The organism is Marivita sp. (genome assembly GCF_020055635.1).
GTDB lineage: Bacteria > Pseudomonadota > Alphaproteobacteria > Rhodobacterales > Rhodobacteraceae > Marivita.
This window is the reverse complement of sequence record NZ_JAIPUT010000114.1, coordinates 1-6,083: the sequence shown is the minus strand read 5'-3', so window position 1 is coordinate 6,083 and position 6,083 is coordinate 1. Positions and strand designations below refer to the sequence as shown.

The window sequence follows — 6,083 nt, the reverse complement described above, 5'->3', positions numbered from 1 at the left end:
ATCGCAAGGGCGGCATCGGCGTTGTAGCCGGCCATGGCGCCGCCACGCCCTGGGTTTGCGCGCACGGTCGCGTGAAGCATCCCGGGCAGGACCACATCGATCCCATAGTTTTGCGTTCCGGTCGATTTCGCGACGATGTCGAGCCGCTGGTACGGCTTGCCCAGCCGCCGCCACTCAGCGGCAGGCCGGAGGGTGACGTCAGTGACCGGCGCGATCGCGGCTGCCTCGGCGGCCAACGCGGTATAGGGAATGCGCGTGCCGTCGGGCAGAAGGACATGCCCGTCCTCGGTCCGCAGGTCGACCAATGGCACGCCCGTGCGCGCGGCGGCGGCGGCCTTGAGAGTTTCGCGTGCGGTGGCGCCGGCCAGGCGCAAGGTCTCATGCAGGTCGGCGGTGGACGACGAACCGCCGGTGAACTGCGAACTGGTCAGCCGAGAAACAGTGACCATCAGATCGCGCACAGTCCGGGCCACGACCCCATGGTCCCACGCCGGGAAGGGCAGGCTTTCCGCCGCGACGGTGCCGTTGAAATAGGCCTGATGCGGCTGGCCGGGGTCAAGCTTGGCGGTGGCGGGATCAATGTCCAGTTCTTCGGCGATCAGCATGGCCTGGGTTGACGCAATCCCTTGGCCCACGTCGGCACGCGGCACGATCAACGTGATCCCCTCTGGCGTGATCTTGACAAAGGGTGTCAGGGCCGCCTCCCCATCGGACAGATCGTCGAGCAGGGGGTTGGGGATCGGGCGGGCGACGACATAGGCCCCGAAGGCGACCCCGCCGGCAATGGCGGCCGACCCGATCAGGAAACTGCGGCGGGCAATGGTTCTGACGCGGCCCATCCTTCAAGACTCCTGCATCATGCTGGCTGCAGCGTGGACTGCGGCACGAATGCGGGGGTAGGTCCCGCATCGGCACAGGTTGCCCGACATCGCGGCGTCGATATCGTCATCGGACGGCTCGGGGTTGCGCGCCAGAAGGTCGGCGGCCTGCAGGATTTGGCCGGATTGGCAGTAACCACATTGCGCGACCTGATGGTCGATCCAGGCCGCCTGAATGGCGTGCAGGGCTTCGGGCGTGCCCAGCCCCTCGATCGTCGTGATCTCGCCCCAGACATCAGCCAGCACTACCTGGCAGGACCGCACCGCCTCACCGTCGATATGCACCGTGCAGGCACCGCACTGCGCGATCCCGCAGCCGTACTTGACGCTGATGATGTTCAGACCGTCCCGCAGCGCCCAGAGCAGCGGCATGTCGTCTGGCAGGTCAACCGTGTGACTGGCGCCGTTTATCGTAAGGTCCATGGCTTTCTCCAGTCGGCTGGTGGACGAGACTTGGCGTATCAATGCCTATAAGTTAGGTCCGACAACGCAGTGCGGCGATATGCATATGTGGTCAGGCTCATGCAGATTGGGTCAGCCGGCATTCAGAGTCTGGTCCGAACCATGTGCCCGTGGCATTCAGGCAATTACCTTGAAGGACCGGGCACATGGACACATCGCAAACCTACTCGCTCTACATGGCGACCGACGTGGCGTGTCGGATCCTCGGCGTCGATCCGAGGGTGATGCTCGAGACCGCGGGCCTTAGCACGCTTCTTCATGGCCGGACCGAGGCGCGGGTGACGGCGCAGCAGTATTTCGACTGCTGGAACACGATGGAGGTGCTCTCGCCGCGCCCCGATTATGTGCCTCACCTCGGCGTCGCGATCTCTCGCGGGCCGGTGATCCCGGTCTTTTTCACGCTGTCCTGCGCGCCAGATATGGAAACCGGGCTAATGCGCCTGGCGCGATTCAAGTCGCTCTTGGGCCCGACGCTCATGCGGGTGTTCCGGGACGACGCGCTGCTGCGGGTGGAATTTGAAAGCGTCGATGCCCGCGCGCCTATGCCCCCGAGCTTTGGCGCGCTGCACCTCGTGGTCGCAGTTGAGAATATTCGCGGCGCGGCGGCCCATCTGGTCAGCCCGGTTGCGGCGGGTTTCGACGGAACGGAAGAGGATCGGCGTATGGTCGCAGGTCATCTCGGGGTCATGCCGGAACGATCGCATGTCTCCTACGTGGCGTTTTCGCGCGAAGATGCGAACCGCCGTTTCATCTCCGAAAACCCCTCCCTTTGGGCCGACATCGAGGCGGACTTAAAGCTTCAGCTTGCAGCCCAGAACGACCGTTGGCCCATCACCGATCGGGTGCGGGGAGCTTTGGTTGATCTGATGCCCGCAGGGCGCACGGGAGCCGAGGATGTTGCCATCGCTCTAGGGATCAGCCGCAGCACATTGCAGCGGCGATTGCGCGATGACGGGACCACCTATCAGGCAGTCTTGGACGTTGTTCGGCGCGACATGGCGATCCGCTACCTCACAAAGACCACCCTGCGCGCCGACGAGATCTCTGGTGCCCTTGCTTACCGCGATGCCAACAGCTTTTCTCGGAGTTTCCGGCGGTGGACAGGACAGGCACCCCTGGCTTTTCGCGAGGTATCGGCGCGCCCGACGACGCCGACCGAAGAGACGGAATAGGCACGGGATCGTTGCGGCGCGCGGTCCCCGGCTGCCCCTGTCATCAGGCTGCCCCGATGAGAATCCCGACCGCAAGCGTGGGAATGGCAACGAAACCAGGCGCCCAGACCAGTGTGCGCACGATCGGAATGCCAAGGTAGAAGACTGGGACGTAGATCAGCCGCGAGACAATGGTCAGAAGCGCCGCGCTCCAGGTCCATGCGTTCGAGACATCCAGGCTGACAGCCAGAAGCGCCAGCGGCAGATACATGATCGCTCCTTCCTTGAGATTTGCCAGCGTCTTGTCGATCCGCAGACCCGCTGCCCCCATGCCCGGGGGGGCGCCCTCGCGGTTGGAGAACCCGAAGGCCGGCCCTGCCGTCCGGGCCGAATAGACGGCCTGCACCATGACGGCTGCGAATATCAGAAGGGTGTAGATCACGATGCTAAGAGCTTCGAGCGTCATTGCTTCACATCCTCACTTTCGCCCTCGACCTCGGCGATGAAGGCCAACACACGCGCGAAGTAATCCTCGGCCGCGTCTTCCCATGCGTAGTGTCCGGCACCTTCAATCAGGGCAAAGCGGCTGTTGAGCAGCAGATCGTCCAGTCGCCTTGAGTTAAACACCGATACGAATGTGTCGAATTCGCCGTGCAGGACCTGGACCGGAGTCTTGATCTTCAGGACATCGTCTTGGAGGGATGGTGTCTCGTTTGGGTAGCTCCCAAGAAATCCGACCTGTCCCCTGAGCTTTGCAAAATTCGTTGACCCCGCCAGATAGTCGGCCTTGGCGGCGGCGGTCGGGCGACTGAGCCGATACCCGATCGCATTTGCAACGGCGCAATAAATGCGACCTCCGATCGCCCCGCCTGCGGAAAGGACGACAAGACGCATTATGTGCGAGTAGACCAATTTCCTGAACAGCCATGCCCCTTCCACCACACCGACGCATCCAGCATCGCCAAGCGTGGCGGATTTCAGACGACCTGGCGTGTCGGCCATGAACCTGAGAGCCATGGGCGTGCCGATATCGGGCCCGATGAAGTGCGGATGGGCCAGGTCGAAATGATCGAGGATCTTGGCGAAGAAGCCCACATGCTGGCTGACCGTTGTCACATGGCGTGCCGCGTCGGAGCCGCCATGGTTCGGCAGGTCCACCGCGACCACATCGAACTCATCGGCCAGCCGGTCCCACCATGCGCTATAGGTCAGGATGCTCATCGGCTGCGGCGAGGTCAGGACGACCGACGGCTTCCCTGCGTTTCGCGACGCCGCATATCTGATCCGAAGACCGTCAATTGTGCAGAATTCAAGGTTCATGCTTGCCCCTGCTGCCTCTTGGTCATGGCGCGCAGCACATAGACGGGGATGGCAAGCGTGATCAGTATGCGAGGGACATGTCCCAAAAGCCAGGTCGCACGGATCGTGGCGGCGTTCTCCTCCGTCACCGGACCGACAAGCGCGATGCTCTTGTAGAAGTTCAGCGTATCACCCAACGGCGACCCGATCGCCGCCGCAAGGCGCACGTTGAGCGGCATGTGATAAAAGATCGTGATCAGCGAGACGGCCAGATAAAGCCAAAGTGCGATTACCCAGTTCCGCCGTGCCGGGGCATTCTGCCAATCGAGCCGGGCAGACAGGATCAGGCCAATCGGCATCAGCAGAAAAAGCGGCATGATCGTGTAGAGAAAATTGCTGAACTGGGGGAAGAATTGCGCCACGAAATCAGCAGGAGAGAGACTGAGCCAGTAAACCCCAATCGACAGCCCGATGAAGAGATTGGCGCCGAAGAAGGCCGCCGACGTGACGATGGCGAGCGTGTTAACACGGCTGCGATAAGGATCGGATGACATGAGCGGAACCTCCTGCGGGATGCTCAGTGAAATTCGGTCTTGGAGAATTGGCGGAAGGCAAAGCCCGGTGCGATCCGACTGAGCCATTTCACTTGTCGGGCCTGACCCAGCAGCATCTCTTGCTGGTTTTCGCGCAAGCCTTTCAAGATGCCGCGCACGAGTTTGTCCGGCGCCATCTTCTTGAAGTTGTCAGACTTGAGACCTGCGCCCATGTCAGTGTCGACGACGGGGGGCATCGCCTCGAATATCGTAATGCCCAGCGGCGCCAACTGATGCCGCAGCGCCTGGGCGGAGTGGTGCAACAGGGACTTTGTGCCGGAGTAAACCGGGGTTGCCGCAGCCGCGACGAACGCGGCTGCGGAACTGATGAACAAGACGGCGGGCGCGTCACCCACCTTGAGCAGTGGCAAGGCACGCCGGGTCAAAGTCAGGGGGGCGACCGAGTTGGTCGCAATTTCGCGCTCGATCTTTTCGAGCGTATCGGCGTCCGAGGCAAAGTCATATGGCAACAGGATGCCCGCATTGTTGATGAGCAGGTCGATCCGGCCATGGCGCACCCTGATCTCCTCGATCCAGCGGTCCTGATCTTGTGCCGATGTCACGTCGCCGGGCAATGGCTCCGCTCCGGTCTCTTGCGCGGCGGTCTCCAGCGTCGCTTTGTTGCGCCCGGTGATGATGACGGTGTTGCCAAGCGCGGCGAGTTGCCGGGTAAATTCCAATCCGATGCCGCGCCCGCCTCCGGTCACGAGTATGATCTTTCCGTTGAGTTTCATGCGTGCGGCCCCTGTGCGGCATTGGCTGCTTCCGAATATGATCTGCGGCCCGGGGCCGTGCCACGAGAAGCGACTTGCAGATCAGATCAATGACTTGCAGATCGGCTCATAGCCGTTGCCAAGGCCACGGCGGGTGTTCTTAGTGCATTGCGCGGAGTCCCCGCGAGAAAGGCCGCCGGTATGCAGTCGCAAGAGCGATCCCCGATCTACACTTCCGCCGTCCTGTCGGGCCCGATCTGCGGGATGCTGGGTGTCGGCTGGCACACAGTTCTGGCCCAGGCGGGCATCGCGGCGACCGAGCGTAAGGACAGGGCTTTTCTTGTCTCGGCTGACGAATACCTGCGCCTCTGGACCGCGATGATGGACCTTTCGGGGCAACAGGACGTCTCAAAGCTTCTCGGATTGCGGATGGCAGGCGGTCCTGCGATCCCGGTTCTCTTCGCGCTATCGACTGCACCGGATTTCGAAACCGGCATCGACCGTATGGCCAAATTCAAGAGCCTGTTCGGACCGATGCGATTCATCGTGTCCCGCACGTCGTCGGAATTCAGTGTTCGCGTCGCCCCTGATCTTACCGGAGAACCCTTGCCGGGATCTTTCAGCAGCCCTCAGATCATCTATCTTCACGCGCAGGCAAACGCGCTTGCATGTCGTGCAATCAAGCCCCTGCGGGTATGCCTTCCCCTCCCTCTGGGCGAACGCGAAAGGCTGGCAGACGTTTTCGCACAAACCCCTGAAGAAGGTGACGCAACGCTGATCTATTCCCGCTCAGATGCGCGCGTTCCCTTCATCTCCGACAATCTCGAGCTTTGGGAGGCAACCGAAGCGGACCTTCAGGCCCAGGCCATGATCCAGTCCAAGGGCTTGCCCCTGTCAGACCGGGTTCGCGCGACGATGCTTGAGGCATTTTCTATCACCGAACCCACGATCGCCCATGTCTGCGGGCGCCTCAGACTGAGCCGCAGC

General features: G+C 62.2%; 7 protein-coding genes and 1 pseudogene. 2 read left to right on the top strand and 6 right to left on the bottom strand.

Annotation, left to right across the window (positions count from 1 at the left end; genetic code table 11):
* Positions 1–839 (bottom strand): annotated as a pseudogene (locus LCF60_RS23045) (molybdopterin-dependent oxidoreductase); the annotation flags it as partial.
* Between the two features lie 3 nt (positions 840–842).
* A complete protein-coding gene (locus LCF60_RS23040) occupies positions 843–1,301 on the bottom strand; it encodes a (2Fe-2S)-binding protein (RefSeq protein WP_292294880.1) in 459 nt (152 codons plus the stop codon).
* A 185-nt stretch (positions 1,302–1,486) separates the two neighbouring features.
* Here LCF60_RS23040 and LCF60_RS23035 point away from each other — a divergent pair, with 185 nt between their 5' ends.
* Positions 1,487–2,512 (top strand): AraC family transcriptional regulator, encoded by a 1,026-nt coding sequence (locus LCF60_RS23035; RefSeq protein WP_292294879.1) that lies wholly within the window; start codon positions 1,487–1,489, stop codon positions 2,510–2,512.
* A 43-nt stretch (positions 2,513–2,555) separates the two neighbouring features.
* Here the strand turns inward: LCF60_RS23035 and LCF60_RS23030 are convergent, their stop codons facing one another.
* From LCF60_RS23030 to LCF60_RS23015, 4 genes are all read right to left on the bottom strand, one after another.
* Complete coding sequence (locus tag LCF60_RS23030; protein WP_292294878.1) at positions 2,556–2,957, bottom strand: MAPEG family protein; 402 nt, start codon at positions 2,955–2,957, stop codon at positions 2,556–2,558.
* Positions 2,954–3,712, bottom strand: a complete 759-nt coding sequence (locus LCF60_RS23025; RefSeq protein WP_292294877.1) for an alpha/beta hydrolase — start codon at positions 3,710–3,712, stop codon at positions 2,954–2,956. The genes LCF60_RS23030 and LCF60_RS23025 overlap by 4 nt, the downstream gene beginning before the upstream one ends.
* Before the next feature lie 95 nt (positions 3,713–3,807).
* Positions 3,808–4,344, bottom strand: coding sequence for an anthrone oxygenase family protein (locus LCF60_RS23020; RefSeq protein ID WP_292294876.1), 537 nt, complete (start codon positions 4,342–4,344; stop codon positions 3,808–3,810).
* 23 nt (positions 4,345–4,367) lie between these two features.
* Positions 4,368–5,117, bottom strand: a complete 750-nt coding sequence (locus LCF60_RS23015) for an SDR family NAD(P)-dependent oxidoreductase (RefSeq protein WP_292294875.1) — start codon at positions 5,115–5,117, stop codon at positions 4,368–4,370.
* 180 nt (positions 5,118–5,297) lie between these two features.
* Here LCF60_RS23015 and LCF60_RS23010 point away from each other — a divergent pair.
* A partial coding sequence (locus LCF60_RS23010; RefSeq protein ID WP_292294874.1) for an AraC family transcriptional regulator ligand-binding domain-containing protein occupies positions 5,298–6,083 on the top strand: 786 nt, incomplete at its 3' end.

Coding starts and splice junctions, on each gene's coding strand:
- LCF60_RS23035 (WP_292294879.1), top strand. CDS start 1,487: ATGGACACATCGCAAACCTACTCGCTCTACATGGCGACCGACGTGGCG.
- LCF60_RS23030 (WP_292294878.1), bottom strand. CDS start 2,957: ATGACGCTCGAAGCTCTTAGCATCGTGATCTACACCCTTCTGATATTC.
- LCF60_RS23025 (WP_292294877.1), bottom strand. CDS start 3,712: ATGAGCATCCTGACCTATAGCGCATGGTGGGACCGGCTGGCCGATGAG.
- LCF60_RS23015 (WP_292294875.1), bottom strand. CDS start 5,117: ATGAAACTCAACGGAAAGATCATACTCGTGACCGGAGGCGGGCGCGGC.
- LCF60_RS23040 (WP_292294880.1), bottom strand. CDS start 1,301: ATGGACCTTACGATAAACGGCGCCAGTCACACGGTTGACCTGCCAGAC.
- LCF60_RS23020 (WP_292294876.1), bottom strand. CDS start 4,344: ATGTCATCCGATCCTTATCGCAGCCGTGTTAACACGCTCGCCATCGTC.